Origin of the sequence: Paenibacillus sp. 2KB_20, assembly GCF_052115765.1 — a bacterium.
GTDB lineage: Bacteria > Bacillota > Bacilli > Paenibacillales > Paenibacillaceae > Paenibacillus_AQ.
Genome location: NZ_JBFRHH010000013.1, coordinates 84,684 through 101,881, shown reverse-complemented (window position 1 = coordinate 101,881; position 17,198 = coordinate 84,684). Strand labels below are relative to the sequence as shown.

The 17,198-nt window shown below is 45.8% G+C and carries 13 protein-coding genes and 2 pseudogenes; 8 read left to right on the top strand and 7 right to left on the bottom strand.

The genetic code is table 11. From position 1 onward, the window contains the following. Positions 1-48 precede the first annotated feature (48 nt). From AB4124_RS27480 to AB4124_RS27460, 5 genes and pseudogenes are all read left to right on the top strand, one after another. Positions 49-1,026, top strand: coding sequence for a phosphate/phosphite/phosphonate ABC transporter substrate-binding protein (locus tag AB4124_RS27480; RefSeq protein ID WP_441974853.1), 978 nt, complete (start codon positions 49-51; stop codon positions 1,024-1,026). Between the two features lie 20 nt (positions 1,027-1,046). Further along, a pseudogene (gene phnC, locus AB4124_RS27475) lies at positions 1,047-1,821 on the top strand (phosphonate ABC transporter ATP-binding protein). Continuing rightward, positions 1,818-2,642, top strand: a complete 825-nt coding sequence (gene phnE, locus AB4124_RS27470) for a phosphonate ABC transporter, permease protein PhnE (protein WP_441974806.1) — start codon at positions 1,818-1,820, stop codon at positions 2,640-2,642. The pseudogene phnC and the gene phnE (AB4124_RS27470) overlap by 4 nt, the downstream one beginning before the upstream one ends. Then, on the top strand, positions 2,639-3,442 hold the full coding sequence (phnE, locus tag AB4124_RS27465; protein ID WP_430107634.1) for a phosphonate ABC transporter, permease protein PhnE: 804 nt from the start codon (positions 2,639-2,641) through the stop codon (positions 3,440-3,442). Before phnE (AB4124_RS27470) ends, phnE (AB4124_RS27465) begins: the two co-directional genes overlap by 4 nt. 76 nt (positions 3,443-3,518) lie before the next feature. Next, positions 3,519-3,701 (top strand): DUF2524 domain-containing protein, encoded by a 183-nt coding sequence (locus AB4124_RS27460; RefSeq protein WP_076323398.1) that lies wholly within the window; start codon positions 3,519-3,521, stop codon positions 3,699-3,701. An 86-nt stretch (positions 3,702-3,787) separates the two neighbouring features. On the opposite strand, the gene AB4124_RS27455 is transcribed toward AB4124_RS27460, so the two are convergent. Both AB4124_RS27455 and AB4124_RS27450 read right to left on the bottom strand, forming a co-directional pair. Continuing rightward, entirely contained in the window at positions 3,788-7,306 is a 3,519-nt protein-coding gene (locus AB4124_RS27455; RefSeq protein WP_441974805.1) for a discoidin domain-containing protein, read from the bottom strand. Positions 7,307-7,537: 231 nt separating this feature from the next. Further along, complete coding sequence (locus AB4124_RS27450) at positions 7,538-8,284, bottom strand: hypothetical protein (RefSeq protein WP_441974804.1); 747 nt, start codon at positions 8,282-8,284, stop codon at positions 7,538-7,540. A 227-nt stretch (positions 8,285-8,511) separates the two neighbouring features. Here AB4124_RS27450 and AB4124_RS27445 point away from each other — a divergent pair, with 227 nt between their 5' ends. Further along, on the top strand, positions 8,512-9,087 hold the full coding sequence (locus tag AB4124_RS27445) for a sigma-70 family RNA polymerase sigma factor (RefSeq protein ID WP_441974803.1): 576 nt from the start codon (positions 8,512-8,514) through the stop codon (positions 9,085-9,087). Next, positions 9,077-10,132: a hypothetical protein gene (locus AB4124_RS27440; protein WP_441974802.1), complete on the top strand. Its 1,056-nt coding sequence runs from the start codon at positions 9,077-9,079 to the stop codon at positions 10,130-10,132. The genes AB4124_RS27445 and AB4124_RS27440 overlap by 11 nt, the downstream gene beginning before the upstream one ends. A gap of 176 nt (positions 10,133-10,308) precedes the next feature. On the opposite strand, the gene AB4124_RS27435 is transcribed toward AB4124_RS27440, so the two are convergent. Next, positions 10,309-10,803 carry an alpha/beta hydrolase gene (locus AB4124_RS27435; protein WP_430183515.1) on the bottom strand — a complete coding sequence of 165 codons (495 nt, stop codon included), beginning with the start codon at positions 10,801-10,803 and terminating at the stop codon, positions 10,309-10,311. 219 nt (positions 10,804-11,022) lie between these two features. Then, positions 11,023-11,130, bottom strand: a pseudogene (locus AB4124_RS27430) (alpha/beta hydrolase); the annotation flags it as partial. On the opposite strand from AB4124_RS27430, the gene AB4124_RS27425 reads away from it, so the two are divergent. Beyond that, positions 11,092-11,652 (top strand): hypothetical protein, encoded by a 561-nt coding sequence (locus AB4124_RS27425; RefSeq protein ID WP_441974801.1) that lies wholly within the window; start codon positions 11,092-11,094, stop codon positions 11,650-11,652. The pseudogene AB4124_RS27430 and the gene AB4124_RS27425 overlap by 39 nt on opposite strands. Before the next feature lie 96 nt (positions 11,653-11,748). Here the strand turns inward: AB4124_RS27425 and AB4124_RS27420 are convergent, their stop codons facing one another. The 3 genes from AB4124_RS27420 to AB4124_RS27410 all read right to left on the bottom strand — a co-directional run bounded on the left by AB4124_RS27420 (position 11,749) and on the right by AB4124_RS27410 (position 17,187). After that, the gene (locus AB4124_RS27420; RefSeq protein WP_441974800.1) at positions 11,749-12,690 is read right to left on the bottom strand and encodes an alpha/beta fold hydrolase; all 942 of its coding nucleotides are present in this window, start codon (positions 12,688-12,690) and stop codon (positions 11,749-11,751) included. A gap of 25 nt (positions 12,691-12,715) precedes the next feature. Then, a complete protein-coding gene (locus AB4124_RS27415) occupies positions 12,716-14,836 on the bottom strand; it encodes a serine hydrolase domain-containing protein (RefSeq protein WP_441974799.1) in 2,121 nt (706 codons plus the stop codon). 260 nt (positions 14,837-15,096) lie between these two features. Continuing rightward, positions 15,097-17,187, bottom strand: a complete 2,091-nt coding sequence (locus AB4124_RS27410) for a serine hydrolase domain-containing protein (RefSeq protein WP_441974798.1) — start codon at positions 17,185-17,187, stop codon at positions 15,097-15,099. Between the last annotated feature and the right edge of the window lie 11 nt (positions 17,188-17,198).

The following is a 17,198-nucleotide window of genomic DNA, read 5'->3' as shown; positions in this document are numbered from 1 at the left end:
ACATATCATTTAACTTATAAAATGGAGGTCATTGCTTTGAAAAAATGGATGAAATTCACGATGCCCCTGTTATTGTCCTTCGCTGTCATCAGCGGATGCGGCGGTAATACCGACACCGGCGGCAAAGCCGCGGCGAACGCTGGCCAGGAGAACTCGCAAGACACAAGCACAGTCAGCAGCACGACTACAGAATCAACCGGGTATATCCCTGAAAAACTGACCGTCCAATTTGTTCCTTCCCAGAATGCCGACACGCTTGAAGCCAAAGCCAAGCCGCTTGAAAATCTGCTGTCCGACAAAATCGGGATCCCCGTTCAGGTAAGCGTATCAACTGACTATAACACGATTGTAGAAGCGATGGCTTCCAAAAAAGTAGACGTCGGCTTCCTGCCGCCAACCGCGTATGTTCTTGCCAAGGAGAAAGGCGCTGCCGAGGTTATTCTGCAGGCCCAGCGCTTTGGCGTAAAGGATGAAACTGGGGAGCCTACGGATGCACTTGTGGATTTCTACAAGGCGATGATGATCGTGAAAAAGGATTCCGCCATCCAATCCGTTGCCGACCTGAAGGGCAAAAAAATCGCCTACCAAAACGTGTCTTCCTCTGCCGGTTATGTATGGCCGGCCGCAGTTCTGATGGATAACGGAATCGACCCGTTGAAAGACGTCGAGCCGATTACGGTTAAAGGTCATGACCAAGCTGTCCTTGCTGTGTTGAACGGCGATGTCGATGCAGCAGCCATCTTCCAGGATGCCCGCAATGTCGTTAAGACCGATTATCCAACCGTGTTTGAAGATACGCGCGTACTGACCTATACGGAGAAAATTCCAAACGATACAATCAGCGTGCGCTCCGATATGAGCGCAGAATGGACCCAGAAGCTGCAGAATGCATTTATCGAGATCGGCCAGGACGAAGAAGGCCACAAAATCATTTCCGAAATTTACACCCATGAAGGATATGTAAAATCGGATGACACTCAATTTGAGATTGTCCGTGAATACGGCGAAAAGGTAAAGACCGAGTAAAGGATAAGGGACTGGGAGCCATGATTGAAATTCGTAACGTTTCGAAAAATTACGCTAATGGAACCAAAGGACTGAACCATATCAATCTGACGATCGGCCGCGGCGAATTCGTGGCCGATCGTCGGGCTGTCCGGCGCTGGTAAGTCGACCCTGCTGCGGTCGATGAACCGGCTTCACGACATTACCGAAGGCGAAATCGTGATCGACGGTAAATCGATTACAGCGGCCAAGGGCAAAGAACTGCGCCGCATCCGAAGGGATATCGGGATGATTTTTCAGAGCTTCAATCTTGTGAAGCGCTCTTCCGTACTCCGCAATGTGCTCGCCGGACGCGTCGGATACCATTCCACCCTGCTCACCCTGCTTGGCCGATTTCCGAAGGCCGATGTGGATCTGGCCTTTCAGGCGCTGGACCGGGTAGGCATTGTCCAGAAGGCGTATGCCCGTGCCGATGAGCTGTCCGGCGGACAGCAGCAGCGGGTCGCGATTGCCCGAGTGCTCGCGCAGGAGGCCAAGATCATACTGGCGGACGAGCCGGTTGCTTCCCTCGATCCTTTGACCACGAAGCAGGTCATGGATGATCTCAAACGGATTAACACGGAATCCGAAATTACGACGATCGTGAATCTGCATTCGATCGATCTGGCCCGGCAGTATGCTACGCGGATTATCGGATTACGCGCCGGGGAGGTTGTCTTTGATGGACCGGTATCGGAAGCGACGGACGAACGGTTTACGGAAATATACGGGCGGCCATTCGGCAAGGATGTGGTATTGGAGGAAACGGCTGTATGAAGATGGAACTGGAAACGGCGCCATTCAAGCAATCAGCTCAGGCTCCCCCTCCTCGCCCGAAACCGCCGGGTAAACTGAAGCAATACATGACAGCGGCTATACTGCTGCTTCTCGTCTGGGGTAGTGCGCTGCAGACGGACGCTACCTTCAAGGAGCTTGTGGAAGGACTGCCGAACATGCTTGACCTGCTGCGGGAAATGTTCCCGCCGAAATGGAGCTATCTCGACAACATTTGGGAGGCGATGCTGGAGACGATACGCATGGCGCTGATCGGCACGACGCTCGGCGCCATCCTGGCGGTTCCGGTTGCGCTGCTGTGTGCAGGCAATTTGGTCAAAAGCCGGTGGATCACCTATCCTGTTCGCTTCCTGCTGAACTTGATCCGGACCATTCCTGACCTTTTGCTTGCCGCTTTTTTTGTCGCGATATTGGGGCTGGGCCCGTTACCAGGGATTTTTGCCCTATCCGTCTTTTCACTGGGTCTGATTGCTAAACTCACCTATGAAGCACTGGAAGCGATAGACCCTGGCCCGCTGGAGGCGATGACCGCTGCCGGGGCAAATCTCCCGCAGCTGATCATATACGGTGCAGTCCCGCAGATTCGGGCACATTTCGCTTCTTATACGCTGTACACGTTCGAAATCAATGTTCGTGCCGCTGCCGTGCTCGGTCTGGTGGGAGCTGGCGGGATCGGTCATTATTATGAAGTGACACTCGGATTTTTTGAGTACGACAAGACATGCATGATTATCATCTTCACCCTGATTGTCGTCCTGATGATCGACTATCTTAGTACGAAATTGCGGGAGAAATTGTTATGAGCCAATCATGGAACGACATCGTTCCCCAACCGAAAAAAAGCCTTCTCCGCTGGCTTATCTACGTCGTGCTGGCGATCGTTTATGTCTGGGCTTTCTCGGGGATCCCGTACTCTGGCATTAAAGAAACGGCAGGTCAGGTGACAAAAGCTATTTTCTCCGGTCTGTTTTCACCCGATTGGGATTTTGTTTATTTACCAGACGGAGAGGATTTGCTGCGCGGTTTGCTGGATACGTTGGCGATTTCCATTCTAGGGACGATCATCTCGGCTGGCATCTGCATCCCATTCGCTTTCTGGGCCGCTGCCAACATGACCGGGTCCATATTCGCCTCCGGATCAGGCAAAGTGCTGCTCAGCCTCATCCGCGTCTTTCCTGAAATCGTAATGGCGCTATTGTTCATCAAGGCGGTGGGCCCCGGCTCTTTTGCAGGCGTGCTGGCACTCGGTCTGCATTCAGTAGGCATGCTCGGCAAACTGTTCTCCGAAGAGGTGGAGCAGATCGATACGGGCCCGACCGAAGCGCTGATCGCTGCTGGTGCGACTAGGCTGCAAATTGTCCGGTTCGCCGTTGTGCCTCAGGTACTGCCCGGGTTTCTGTCGTATATACTCTACCGTTTCGAAATCAACCTCCGATCCGCCACCATCCTCGGCATTATCGGCGCAGGCGGAATCGGGACACCGCTTATATTCGCGCTGAGCTCACGGAATTGGGACCGCGTCGGCATTATTTTGCTGGGGATTATCGTCATGATTACCTTGATTGATTTGATATCAGGGGCGATTCGAAAAAAGCTCGTTTAACCGAGGCCGTGAATAACTTTGGAAGTATCCTCCATACTAGTGAAGAACCACATCATACAATCAAGGAGGAACCATGATGATCGACAATTTGGAAAGCGACTATAACTGCGCGAAAGCCAGCGACGATCTCCATCAGCTAAAGCAAGAACTTGCCGCTCTGCGGGAACAGGGTGCTGAAGACCAAGAAACACAGGAACAACTCAACCGATTGGAGAATCAAATCTCCTTCATTATGAACAAGTGCGATATTAACCATTAACGTTCAATCCAACCTCTTCTTAGAGATCCCTCCATGATTAAAAAAACCCGTATCCGTGAAGGATACGAGTTTTTTTAGTTTCGCTATTACTCCCCAATCTGCTTGATCAATGTCTTCATAGGATCAATCGGACGATTCGCGTCGTATGGATAGCGATTCAATACCTGAAGCAGTAATTGATGCAGCTTTGCGTTTTCGTTCACCTTCGTGAGAAGGAACTCCATCTTGGCAATCAGCTCCTTATATTCAGGGATGTTCCCCGGTGAATACACCTCAAACTCAAAGAACGAGTTGCCGAAGACGGTTGCCCTCTTCAAGCCTTGGAACTTCACATATCGGGCTTGCTTAGTGTCGAACTCCAGAATGTCCAGTGTTCCCTTAGACTCTATGACGCCGCCTTCGCCGGAAATATTCTCCCAGTTCGTCTTGTCATCCGACACCAGAATCTGATATTTCTCCGCGTAAGCGCCCTGCCACTTTATAGTGACTTTATTTATTTCCTTGGTCTCTCCTAGATCCACAAGGAACCAGGCATCATCCACGTACGCACTGGACCAGCGGGTGGATTCATTGCCATCCACGGCCATATCAGGAGAATAATACGGAAATTCCGTTTCCGAGGACTCCGCCGACTTGTGAAGCGCAAGATTTTCCGTGCTCAACAGCTCGATCGCTTTGTTGTGGATGACAACATTATCCAGTACACCCTTAAACGCATTCGTCTCGCTGCCGATTCGCAGCGTAGGCAGGACGAGCGTGTGCATTTTTGGATATTGCATTTCCAGCCGTTCCACATATTCGTCAAGATTGACGAACAGCGATACGCCTTTGTCATCGCCCTTCAGCAAAATATGCGTCCACTTATCTTCCGGGACAACATAGTTAAAGGTACTGTCATAATGCTCCTTAGTAAATCCGAGCTTTCCAGTCTTGCCTTGCTTCAGCTTCAAAGTTCCTGCAGGCGATTCCATCAATACGGCATCATCGGGATTGTTCTTGTCGGGCTTAATCCACATGGAAGCGGTCCACCCGAACCCAATCGCATCCACCGGCGTTTCGATATAACTCTTTCCTCCATTGAAGCGAACACCCTGCTGGTACTTGCCGTCCGTTATATCGACATTGACGCCTTTTCCGTCAAAGCCGTTGCCTGAATCATCTTTGAAGCTTTGCTCGAACAAATATTTCATGACCAGATGATCTTGATTGTTCACTGTAATTTTGTGAGAACGGTCAGCATTCGGCGCATCGCCAAGAATCTTCGTCCGCTGTTCAAATTGGGAGAAGGACTTGTCGTCTCTCGTCCCGGTCCACATCTTCTCTGCGACCACCTGGATTCCAGGCATTAAACGGATATGCGCATCATCCATGGATACGCCGTTCGCATCCGACACGTCGTTCCACATCGAGAACATGCCGCCCTTCACGCGCGGATGGCCAAGCGGCAGCGTTGTGTTCTCCCATTTGTTCGGCTCCCACTCGTTATATAGGAATTGCGAGTTCAAGTAATTCCCATAGAGCGTAGGCACGATATACAAAAAGACATTTTGGGAGTTGATGACGTCATAACCGAGATCCACGGCCTGCTGCGGTGCACCATACGGTTCATACCAGATTCCCATCGTTGCATCATTACTGATCGGTGTGGTCCCGTTGTACATGGTCAAGCCTCCCCACATGATCGGATGCTTGCCCTTGCTATTGATATGCTTCACAAGAGTGTCCATGTACCAACGGAATCTCTCGATATCCGGTCCCCAGTATTCATCCGTGCCGATGTGCACTTCAGGCCCGACAAAGGTCGGATCGCTTCCATCCAAGTATTCATTGAACAAGCTTTTGACAAATTCCACCGTTTCGGGCTTGGAAATATCCAATCCCCGCTCATCCCCGAGTGCCGGATTATAGGAAGTGAATGCGCGGGAATGTCCAGGAGTATCAATTTCCGGAACCACGTTGATGCCATAATCCATAGCCATCAATTGCAGCTCCTTGAATTCTTGCTTCGTGTAGTGCCCGTTCCCGCTTGCAAGTCCGGGATACATGGTGCTCTCCAGGCGATATGCTGCCGTCGTTCCATCCGCGAACGGAGTCCCTACATCATCGTTCAAGTGGATTTGGAACATATTCATTTTGTACCATGACAACTGCTTTACATAGTCCCGCAGGAAATCGATCGTAAAATATTTGCGGGCAACGTCGATCATAAGTCCCCGCTTCTCATACTTCGGGTAATCCCTCGCTTCCCCGCGCGGAATCGTGCGATCCTCGTTCTGCTTGATGATTTGGAGCGCCGTTCTCGTGCCGAAGAAGGATCCTGTCGCCGAAGATGATGTAATTGAAACGTACTCGCTCACCTTGAACACATTCCCTTCATCCCCAAGCCAGGACAAGGACGGATCAATAGCTAGGTAGAGATCACCGGATCGCGGCTGCCCTGCTGTCACTTCCAGCTCATAGCCTGTGAGATCCAACAGATCATCGCGTGTGATCTCCGCTGCCTTGCGCAATACCGGTTCATCCTTCGGATCCACCACAATGCGCGAGGATTCGGTTAATGTGTAATTGCCAGAGTCTCCATACCACTCACGCAGCGAAGGTATGACATCCGGCTCGGCATTGCGATCCGGTGTTTGCTCATGCAAGCCCGGAACGATGACGGTCATATTGTCCGACAGTAGTTTCCGATCCGGTTGGTTCAGATCCTCCACTTGGATGATCAGATTCACCTTGGCGTCTACAAGCGGCGTACGGATATTTCCTTCGAGGTCAACGACAGGGAGCCTGTCGCTTCCATATACACTCACGCTGTATCCATCCGGCACCTCTGCTGCAGACCAATCCAGCTTGGTTTGTCCGGCTTGCACGTTCAGAACACCAGCAACCCTATCGATCACAGATTGCAAATCATTCAACTGATACACTTCAAATTCATAAAAGGAATAGCCGTACAGCGTTCCTTCGACAGGCGCTCGCTTAACGCCCTGGAATTTCACGTAACGAGCCTCAAGCGAAGGGAAATCGACGGTTTCCACGCCCCCCTTGCATTGGATAATTCCGTCATTGTCCTTGACATTGACCCAGGTCTGAGCGTCATCCGACACAAGAATCTTGTATGTATCGGCTGGAGTTTGCCAGCGAATGACCACCCGGTCGAACGATTTCTTCTCGCCCAGATCAACATAGAACCACTGATCGTCTTCTATAGCCGAGGACCATCTTGTATTGCCCTTGCCGTCAACTGCCAAGTCAGGCGTCAAATAGTCCACTTCATTACCCGATGAAAAAGCTGGAGCATTCAGGGCAAGATTCGTCCCGCTGAATGTTGCCTCTGCAAGGAGTCGAGCCGCTTCATCATCCGATTGTCCATTGGGCATTATATTGCCGTACTTGTCATACACGACATCTGTAACGCTTGGTGGTGTGTCATTCTTGTTGTCAGGAAAGGTTATAATGGCGTCAGGATCGCTGATTTCAACATTCCCGCTCTCCTGTTTCGTCTTCGCCTGTGCGCTAGCAGGTTGAACTGCCGCAAATGCCGAAGTCATCCCTACAACCAAACTCAACAATAGACAAACGATCTTGATATAAACGGTTTTCTTCATCAGTTCCCTCCATATTATCCAGTATTGAAATACACGTATTAATTTTGAATTCACCACTCCTTTTCCAATGCGCAACCTCCAAAGTAAACGCTTACTTTATATGAACATTTCTATAATATTACAAAAATGTGCAAGTAGGAAGAATTTTATTTCCTACTTGCACCCTATTTCATTCAAAACCTTTTATATTTGTCTTCTATATCAATTTAAAACTTAATATGGTTATTCTTCTTACTTTTTGACCGCCGTTTTAGCCATTTTAATCAGGTCTTCTTCTGTCAACGTATTACCCGGATTGGTTGAGATGCTGAATGACTTGCCATTTTCGATCCAGGAAAGCGTGTTGGTTATAAATTCCTTACCAAGCTTGGGATGTTTCTTTTTCACTTCCTCAGCGGTTGTATAGGTATACCCTTTCTGCTTCTTATCTTTCGGATCAAGTCGTGTGCTTTGGAATTTAACATAATCGGTTCCGTTCTTATATTGTAATGAAATCATGCTTGATTTCGTCCAATTCACTTTTTTGGAATGGACCTGCTTTTTCAGCTTTTTAGCTTCTGCCTTCAATTCATTATGATATTCGCTGCTGTATGGACCGAGTATTTCCCCCGATACAAAGCGATAATTCTCTGGCAGTTTATTCGGCTCTTTCAGTACCGGTTCTTTTAAAGTAGAGGCTTTCTTCCAATAATCATCATAGGTAGTGTACTCTGGATGAATGTTCCCCATAGCGAACGTCTCCAGACCTTTTCTATTGGTCAGTTCATTGCTTACGTATACCATATAAGAGTCATCCGGATTCTCCTTAAGCAATTTACTAATTCTGGCTATTTCCTCCTTTTCCAATTGTGCCACTTTGCTCACAGCGGCTGCCGTGCTTGCAGGTTTCCCTGGTGCTGCCTCTGCGGCAATATTCATGGTGCCCAGCATCAATACGCCGCTTAGCGCAGCAACTGTTATTTTCATACTTTTGTTCATAGGTCATTTCTCCTTGTGGTTTCTTTTTTCAATGTATATAACAATACCGAACAAGGCTTTTGTGACATTGACACCTAGCTAAATAGTCGAATGTAAACGGACTGTATAATAGTTAGGTAGCTGGGTTCACCTACTCGTTCTAGAAAAAAATAAATAAAAAACCCGAACCTTTTTTTGATAGAGAGACAATATAGTGTGTAAGCTGCTTACCCAGGAGGGCCCTCTGAATGCAAAGTGAATATATGTACGAATTACTCAAACAAATGAAAGACGGTGATCAACAGGCGTTTCATACGATGTATGATGCCACCTATCAGGACGTCTACCGAACCGTTTCCTTTCTGGTGGATCATCAGCAGGATCGGGAAGATGTCATGAATGAGATTTATATGCAAATGTGGACGTCACTTGCCAATTACGATACGAATCGACCTTTCCATTTCTGGCTGCACGGCTTGGTCATCCGTCAAGTGCAGAGATTTCGGGTCAAGCGCTGGCGGAGATTCCGAATATTTGAACGCATCCGTTCCTTCTCTCGGGAAGAGTCGCACTGGGATCAACCTTCTGTGTTGATGGACGGCACGAACCAAATGATATCGCAGGCAATGCAAAAACTGACTGATAAACAGCGAACGGTGATGATCCTCCGCTTTTTTCACGACTATACGCTGGAGGAAATCGCGACATTGCTCGAAATTCCAGTGGGTACAGTCAAGTCCAGATATCATGCAGGCATCCAGGCGCTTCGAAAAAACATATGGAGTCTCCCCCCAGAAAGGATGGAAGAGATCAATGACTATTGAACGCAATATCCGTGAACATCTGCACAAAGAAGCAGAAACGATGGATTGCCCACCGGCAATTTCCAACCGAATAGCACGATCCTATTCACAATATTTGCAACAAAAAAGGAGCGAGAAACCTATGAAAAAACGACTAATTGCTGGAATCGTTACAACTGCCATTTTGATTCCAACCGCAGCATTTGCTGCCCCTACTCTGATTGAAATGCTGACCAGAACACCGATGACGGCTGAACAAGTCAAGACGGATGAGGTTGGCAAAGCAACACTTGAGAAGCTGTATCGCGCATTCCCTGAAACAAAATCGTTTGAAATTATCGATGCAAGCAACGTTCAAGGTGTCCAAACCAGCATCATCCTCCAGGAAAAAGGGGGAATCGGCAAAAAGATTGCCCTGCATACAAACAGTATGACGGGTGAGATTGAACACGTGATTCAAGAGAATTGGGAGCCTAAGGAGAAGCCACTCACTGCTTTAACCGATCAGGAAATCAAGTCAAAGGTTGATAATCTCATTGATAAAATGTATGGCAACCTGGAAGAGTACGAGTTTGCTATGGAGCAAATGGAGAACCCGGATCAAAAAACGTTGATGCTGAACTACTCGCAAAAGGGATCCAAAACACCGTTCTACCAGGTAATGGTCCAGGGCAATTCAATCAGTGTTTCTCTGATTGGAGGCGAGACTGTATCTTCAAACGGTAAAGTAGAAGGTTTCTTCTCTACCAATGGAAAGGCTGAATATTTTGCAGATGCCTATTTAAACGATGACACACTGTTTTCTTTACTAAACATGAGCCCAAGCGAATTAAAGCAAGAATTAGCAAAAGGTAAATCTGTAGCGGAGATTGCAGCAGCTAAACATGTCTCGAAACAACAAGTAATAGATGTCATTGCAAAAACACAGGTTGATTTACAAATGCAAGGTGAAGCTAATGGCGATGTTCCTAACAACAACCGTTCGAATGAGCAAATGTTAAAAGCTATTGAACCAAAAGTATTACAAGTTATTGAATACAAAACGGTAACACCATCAAAGAAATAACGAGTTGACGGGGTTTCAAAAGCGTTGAATCATACTAAAAAGCCGGATTCCTTAAAGTAGGAAAATCCGGCTTTTTAACTATGGATCCATCCTGAGCGTGTTTTTCGTTAAATAACCAATCCAGATGTACTGCTCGTGACGTCTATATGAACCGAATATGGACAGACAAAGTAATGCTACAGCGTCACTCTACTTCGTCGGACATTACCGGTTAAAGGTCTGCTATACGTATGATCGATTGTGACTACGATAAACCTATGACTGGCAAGATCCTCGGCCTGTGATGCATGTAGAACTCTACTGGTTCCCATGCCATGAGATAGCAGTACCAAGGGATAAGGACTTGCAGAAGGTAATATTTCTACATTTTCATAAGAGTTGGTTTTACTATACTTCCAGTAATCGAACACAAAATCGGGAAGGTTTAAAGAATTAGAGTATGTCTGAATATACTTCTTGAACATCTCTTTATCTTTTGGAAAAAGAGCTTCACTCTTGTTGTTATTGCTATTTTCAGTAGGGTACCAAACTTGAACCATTAGCTCCCTCTTATCGCTTTGATCTTCAGTTAAGACTTCATCTCTGTTCTGATCCGTAAAATGAAAGGTTTGAGTACCCACTTTCTCTGGTCCATCCGGCTTCGGCAAATGAAAGACATAAACAAACCCCATCCTGTTTTCTTTGCACTTCTTTTAATAAACAATAGATCTACGAGTTAAGCGAAACAGGATAGAACTAAAAGTATTTCAAATAATCTCATTTTGAATTCCTCTCTCTCATCACGGTTATCGGCCGAATTGGACATACGATGGAAAAACCGCCCGACAGGACGGCTCTTCATATTCATTAATGCACATCTGTGAAATCACGAGTAGACTTTTACAGGATATTTACTTCGCTTCGTTCATGAATGCTCTAACGTCTTCAGCTATTTCTTTAAATAACGTATGGTGTAAATAATGTTCGCCATCCATGGTTATAACTTTTCCATGTACCGATATTACCTGGTGAATGAGAAATACACCTCAACGGTATATGACAGTGCAACGCCGATCATCCCCATTCATATGTTTAATGAGGTACCCGGTTATGTGTATACCAATAAAATTGTTGATGCAAACCTGGCCGTGAACCAACTGCAAATTCCAGGTTTGGCTGGACGGGATACGATGGAGTATGCGTTCTTCGAGAAAAACGGCGTGGAATACGTGGCAGCAGGAGGAAAGGTATACGTCAGTCAAGAACTTGTGAGACCACTCTATTCGGGAAAACAATCGGAGACAACGATTCAAACGAATGGTTATGCGACATGGTATTCGGTCCCGGCAACCGCTGCAGGTAAAGTGATGACGGTGAAGATGCCTTCGAAAGGTGCTTTCACTGTATATGACCAGGCTGGTATCAGCACGAATCATACCGTGGTCAGTGGTGTGAATGAAGTTGCATTACCTGTGAATGGTACGATTGTATTTGCTGGTGAAGCAGGTTCAAGGTTCGAAATTTCGTTAACAGATAAATAATAATGAATATGAAAAATAAATACGCCCGTTCCCCGGTGTTCTACTGGGGGACGGGCGTTTCGTTCTTTCTGAAATCAATTCTGAAAGGTACCAAGTTTATTTTACTTCATTCATAAACTTCCTGAAGTTTTCGGCTATTTCTTTGGATCGGGTGTGATGCAAATAATGATCTCCCTCGAAAGTCATCACTTTTCCATGCACTGAATCTTTGACTTGCTCTTCATGCAAGGGTATCCATCCTTCCGTTTCAGTATCATTCGCTTGTAAGAAGAAAATCAACGGAAGATCTTTGGGGAAGGACAGGTTCTCAGCTGCTTTGAAATTAGGGCCAAAGTTTTCGCCTTCATTCAGGTTGTTCGGATTAAACGTATTTTTGAGTGAAAGTATTCTAATTTGCTCTCTGGTTTCATCATCAACATCGGGTGCAATCAGTTGATCAGGGGCCAGTTTCATTAACAATCGGTAGAATCCTGATTTTTTAAGCAGTTTGTACGTTTCAGTTGGGAATGGATCATCGTTACCTCCCTGCGTTGGGACACTGCTCTCGATGCCGACAAAGGAAGTTACTTCGTTAGGATATTTGTTCACATAATCCAGTCCGTATATCCCTGAAATGGAGTGAGCCATGAGCGTGTAACGTTGAATACCAAGTTGCTGTAACGCTTCATGAATTTCACTAACCATATTTTCCGTAGTACGCTCTTTTTCAGTAATGTCACTTAATCCATAACCGAAAGGTTCAATGACGACGACTTTGTAAAATGGAGATAGCTCATCGATGAGCGGTTTGAAATCAAGGGCTGGGGCGGGTGTTCCATACCCAGGAAGCAATACCACCGTTTCTTTGCCTTTTCCTTGAATCAACACATTCATGTTTTTGCCGTCAACCGCTACAAACTGGCCATAAGGTTTTATTTTCCCTTCCTCCGATTTGTTGCTAACTGCATTAACAATAAAGACAGTCGCAATAAATAATGCAAAAGCGATAACGATCGCACCGAATATTTTGAGCAAAATGATTAATATTTTTTTCATCATGATGGTTCTCTCCTGTTGAGTTCATTTACTTTTTTAATGAAATTTGAAATTGGGAACCAGCCTCACCTGCAAATACAATACGGCCGTTCTCTGGTAAAACAACAACATTCTTACCGCTGACCACGCTGTGATTAATACAAATTCCGTTCTGATCATAGATAGCAAAGGCTCCATTTGCAGGTAACTTCACTGTCATGACTTTTCCTTTCGCAGTAGCGGGTACCGAAAACCATTTGGCATGTCCATCTGCTTGAATCGTTGTTGCGGATTGTTTACCCGAATAGATTGGTTTCACCATTTCCTCACTGGCGAATACATAACCTGAAAATGTAAGATACTCTCCTCCGTTCTTTTTGGAGAAATGAATGTCCATCGTATCTCGTCCGGCAGTACCCGGAATCTGCAATTGATTGGCTGCTTCGCCTGCTCCAATAATTTTATTATTGGACATATACCCTGGATTCTCTTTATTGATATGAATAGGCAGGATCGATGTAGCATTAAGATAGAGCATTGATGTGTATTTCTCATTCACCAGATAATATTTTTTACCATCGCGCTTTGCCCATGCAGCGTTAATCTCCTTGGGTAATGTATTGGCTTTGAGCTTCTCCGCATTATATTCTGAGAAAGCCACCTGTCCGAGTCCTGGAATGGAGATATAAGATCGAGACCACAGGTAGGTATTCCCATTTTTCTCCACAACGAATTTCAACTTTTCTGTACCATCATCACTCACAAAAGTACCATCTGATGTATAGGTGTATTCTTGAACCGGATTACTTGGAGCCGTGAGAGAGGAGACCGTCATTTGTCCAGCCTTATTTATTTTGATCTTCGTAACTGAATTATTGCCACCATATATCCCTGCAAACTTGGAGATTTCTTTAGGCATATCGGCCTTCACAGGTACGCCAAATGATTTTTCCGGCTTCCGTTCTTTAATAACGCCCTTTTCCTCAAGTGCGCTGAGTAATAATTCATTGGCAATGAATTGATTGGTTAGGCTCGACCCGCCCGAAGAGATAACGGCTGCAGCCATGTTGTGTTCCGGCAGTACGATTAATGAGGAGTGATAAGATAACGTATCTCCTCCTTTCATAACGGCCTGAATGCCGTATTCATTGAATGGGAACAAGTTCACACTATCCCACCCCAACCCGTAAGACATCAGCGTATCGCTATCCTCTGGCCATATGCCTCTTTTATACTCTTTTTGCGCCATAGCTTCTACGGACTTGCTGGAAAGAATACCATCAACTTCTCCCGTGAAGATTCTTGAAAATTTGACCAGATCTTCAGCGGTGGAATACAGACCTCCAGTACCGATGATATTATAATTCTCTTTTGGAAGTTGTCCCTCATAAAAAGGGGAATAGATTCCCGCCATGTCTGCCGGATTAACTACATCCTGTGGTGTTTTGGTATGCTTCATATCCAAAGGCTCCGTGAAATACTTGTGTATAAATGCGGTATAACCGATGCCGCTCACTCTTTCGACCAAAATCTCGGCTAACGTAAAGCTATCGTTGCTGTAGACGGAGTACGCGCCGGGATCTGCCTTCAGGGTTTGATTCGCCAATTGATCGAGAAACGTATCATGTGAATACGTGTCATGATCTCCGTACAAGGTGGCATTGCTAGTTGAGGTGCCCAGCAGACCTGAGGAATGATTCAGCAACATACGGGGTGTAATCTGTTTGTATCGGTTATCTTTCATTTTAAAGTCAGGCATATACTTCACAACCGGCACATCCAGATCGATCTTGCCTTCGTCAACCAGCTTCATTACAGCGGCGGTAAGCATCATTTTGCTGGTTGAACCAATGCCATAGATCGTGTTCGAAGTAAGAGGTATCTTGTCGTTTATATCGTTCTTGCCCGTTTGACTGGACACCACAATCTCTCCACCATCGATGAGCGCATATTGCAGACTTGTCGTACCGTACGTCTCAGTCAGTAATTTGGCTTTTTCCATCACGGTTTTCTTCGTTGCCTCATACGTAAGGTTGCTGTTGTTCATGGCAGCCGGTGCGGCTATTGCAGATAATGGGGCTAACATCGTTAACACTAGCGTTAAAGCTGCAATTGAGGTTCGTTTTTTGACTGATCTCTTGACCATTTTCGTTTTCACTTGTTGTATCATTTGCATCTTCTCCTGTCAGTATCTCTGTATTAGAGTATCTTGCTTTGGTGCTAAAATAAGCTTAACCCATACAAATGTACTCTTCGTGACGTCTATATGAACCGAGTATGAACAGGCGAACTAATTTGAGTACATGATGATTTACGATCCTTAATTCTTCCTTTTTTTCGCCATAAAAATATCCCCTCCAAGTGTCACTTGAACCCTCCTGAATTTATGAGGGTTTTTAAGTGTCTACTTAAAGGGGATAAAAACTTCGCCTATTTCAATGAAATTTCAAACTTGGAACCGGCCTCACCTGCAAATACAATGCGGCCGTTCTCTGGTAAAACCACTTCATTCTTACCGCTGACCACGGTGTGATTAATACAAATACCCTTTTGATCATATACGGCAAAGGCACCATTTGAAGGCAGTTTAACGGTCATGACTTTTCCATTCACCGTTGATGGTATAGAAAACCATTTGGCGTAACCGTCTGCTTGAATCGTTGTTACAGATTGTTTGCCCGAATAGAGTGATTGTACAAGTTCCTCACTGGCGTATATGCTACCTACAGCTGTGATGTACTCCACTCCGTTCTTTTCGGCGAAATAAATCTCCTTGGTATCACGTCCAGCCATGCCAGGGATCTGAAGCTCAGTGACTGCTTCGTTTGCTCCAATAATCTTGTTATTGGACACATACCCCGGAGTCTCCTTACTCGTATAAATAGGGAGGATTGGTGACGAATGGAGATAAACTGTTGATGTATACTTCTGATTCACCACGTAATATCTTTTACCTTCACGCTGTTCCCACGAGGCGATAACATCCTGGGATAATTCATTGGCTTCCAGCTTCTCCGCTGTATATTCTGAGAAAGCCAACTGCCCAAGTCCTGGCAAGGATATATAAGATCGAGACCACAGATAAGTACGTCCATTCTTCTCCGTAACAAATTTCAACTTTTCTGTACCTTCATTGTTAACAAAAGTACCATCCGTTGTATATGTGTATTCTTGAGCCGGATTACTCGGAGCTGTGAGTGTGGACACAGTCATTTGTCCAGCATGATTCATTTCAATCTTCTTAACCGAATTATTGCCGCCATATATACCTGCATACGTGGATATTTCTTTAGGTATATCTGACTTCACTGGCACGCCAAACGATTTTTCCGGCTTTCGTTCTGTAATAATGCCCTTTTGCTCAAGTGCGCTGAGTAATAATTCACTAGCAATGAACTGATCTTTGGCACTTGTCCCACCTGAGGAGGTAACAGCTGCAGCCAGATTGTATTCCGGAAGTACGATTAATGAGGAGTGATACGATATGGTATCCCCACCTTTGGTAACAGCTTTGATGCCGTATTCACTGAATGGGTACAAGTTCACACTATCCCACCCTAACCCGTAAGATATAGACGTATCGCTATCCTCCGGCCACATGCCTCTTTTGTATTCTTCTTGCGCCATGGCTTCGACCGACTTACTTGAAAGAATGCCCTCGACCTCTCCCGTGAAAATTTGTGAAAATTTCACAAGATCTTCAGCAGTGGAATAAATGCCTCCAGTAGCGATGATATTATAATTCTCTTGAGGAAGCTGGCCTTCAACCAAAGGAGAATAGATTCCCGCCATTGCTGCCGGATCAACCACATCCTGCGGTGTTTTGGTATGTTTCATGTCCAGGGACTCTGTAATATATTTGTGTATAAATGCAGTAAAGCCCATGCCACTAACTCTTTCGACCAGAATCTCCGCTAATGTAAAACCATCATTACAATATACGGAGTATTCTCCTGGATCGGCTTTTAGATTCTGTAGCGCCAATTGATCCAGAAAAGTGTCATGTGAATACGTGTCATTATCCCCGTACAATGTAGCATTGCTGCCAGAGCTGCCAAGCAGACCGGAGGAATGATTCAACAGCATGCGTGTTGTAATTTGTTTGTATCGGTTATCTTTCATTTTAAAGTCAGGGATATAGTTCACAACAGGCTTATCCAAATCAATCTTGCCTTCGTCAACTAGCTTCATTACAGCCGTGGTAAGTACCATTTTACTGGTTGAACCAATGCCATAGATCGTGTTCGAAGTAAGAGGCACCTTGTTATTTATATCGTTCTTGCCCGTTTGACCGGACACCACAATCTCTCCAGCATCGATTAATGCATATTGCACACTGGTCGTACCGTACGTCTCAGTAAGGATCTTCGCTTTCTCCGCTACTATTTTCTTGGTTGGTTCATACGTCAGATCGCTGTTGTTACTCGTAGCTGGTGCGGCCATGACTGACATTGGAGCTAACATCATTAACACCAGAGTTAAGGCGGAGATTGAAGTTCGTTTTCCCGTTTGTCGTCCCATTCACATCATCT

Coding starts and splice junctions, on each gene's coding strand:
- AB4124_RS27480 (WP_441974853.1), top strand. CDS start 49: ATGAAATTCACGATGCCCCTGTTATTGTCCTTCGCTGTCATCAGCGGA.
- phnE (WP_441974806.1), top strand. CDS start 1,818: ATGAAGATGGAACTGGAAACGGCGCCATTCAAGCAATCAGCTCAGGCT.
- phnE (WP_430107634.1), top strand. CDS start 2,639: ATGAGCCAATCATGGAACGACATCGTTCCCCAACCGAAAAAAAGCCTT.
- AB4124_RS27460 (WP_076323398.1), top strand. CDS start 3,519: ATGATCGACAATTTGGAAAGCGACTATAACTGCGCGAAAGCCAGCGAC.
- AB4124_RS27455 (WP_441974805.1), bottom strand. CDS start 7,306: ATGAAGAAAACCGTTTATATCAAGATCGTTTGTCTATTGTTGAGTTTG.
- AB4124_RS27450 (WP_441974804.1), bottom strand. CDS start 8,284: ATGAACAAAAGTATGAAAATAACAGTTGCTGCGCTAAGCGGCGTATTG.
- AB4124_RS27445 (WP_441974803.1), top strand. CDS start 8,512: ATGCAAAGTGAATATATGTACGAATTACTCAAACAAATGAAAGACGGT.
- AB4124_RS27440 (WP_441974802.1), top strand. CDS start 9,077: ATGACTATTGAACGCAATATCCGTGAACATCTGCACAAAGAAGCAGAA.
- AB4124_RS27435 (WP_430183515.1), bottom strand. CDS start 10,803: ATGGGGTTTGTTTATGTCTTTCATTTGCCGAAGCCGGATGGACCAGAG.
- AB4124_RS27425 (WP_441974801.1), top strand. CDS start 11,092: ATGTTCGCCATCCATGGTTATAACTTTTCCATGTACCGATATTACCTG.
- AB4124_RS27420 (WP_441974800.1), bottom strand. CDS start 12,690: ATGATGAAAAAAATATTAATCATTTTGCTCAAAATATTCGGTGCGATC.
- AB4124_RS27415 (WP_441974799.1), bottom strand. CDS start 14,836: ATGATACAACAAGTGAAAACGAAAATGGTCAAGAGATCAGTCAAAAAA.
- AB4124_RS27410 (WP_441974798.1), bottom strand. CDS start 17,187: ATGGGACGACAAACGGGAAAACGAACTTCAATCTCCGCCTTAACTCTG.